1 protein-coding gene is annotated in these 605 nt (G+C 57.5%); it reads right to left on the bottom strand.

What is annotated here, in order from left to right; translation table 11 throughout:
• Nucleotides 1-543 (bottom strand): YDG domain-containing protein (locus NP603_RS21840; protein WP_256612975.1); only part of this gene is annotated, 543 nt, incomplete at its 3' end.
• Nucleotides 544-605 lie beyond the last annotated feature (62 nt).

Below are 605 nucleotides of genomic sequence, written 5' to 3'. Positions count from 1 at the left end.
ACCGTCGGCCAAGGCTAACGTCCCCAAGCTGACGGCTTTGCCGTTACCGGCATTCTTGTCGGCGACGGTTCCGCTGCCGCTCAAAACCAAAGTCTCGCTGCCAATCAGAGTGCCCAGCGAGAACACACCCGACGCCAAATCAGTGCCGCCGTCGAAGGCTCTCGCGCCGCTGAGGTTGACGACATAGGGCGTAATGGTACTAGTCGTATTGTTGGCATAAGACACCGAGTAGTTAGCGCCGCTATTACCATCGTTGACAGTGACTGCACTGACGGTGACGGTCTTGTTGCCGCTGCCGACGTTTTTATCGGTAAAGGCATAGCTGCCGCCGCTAAGGCTATCGCTGCCGTACAAGGTTCCGGCGGTAACCGTAGGCGTACCCGAGGCACTGGTGCCGCCGTCGTAGGTTTTGCTAACGTTGCCGGTACTGACGGTTAGGCTGGCGGCCGTAATATCCGCAGTATGCGTACCGCCGGTCAAGGTGTAGTTGCTAGCCAAGCCGCCGTTAGTGCCGTCGGCCAAGGCTAATGTCCCCAACGTCACAGCTTTGCCGTTACCGACGTTTTTGTTGGCGACGGTTCCTGTTCAGAGATGAGATAAATGCA

It is taken from the genome of Methylomonas aurea, assembly GCF_024505045.1.
GTDB classification, from domain to species: Bacteria; Pseudomonadota; Gammaproteobacteria; order Methylococcales; family Methylomonadaceae; genus Methylomonas; species Methylomonas aurea.
The sequence above is the reverse complement of the archived record's forward strand: the minus strand, read 5'-3'. Positions and strand labels throughout refer to the sequence as shown.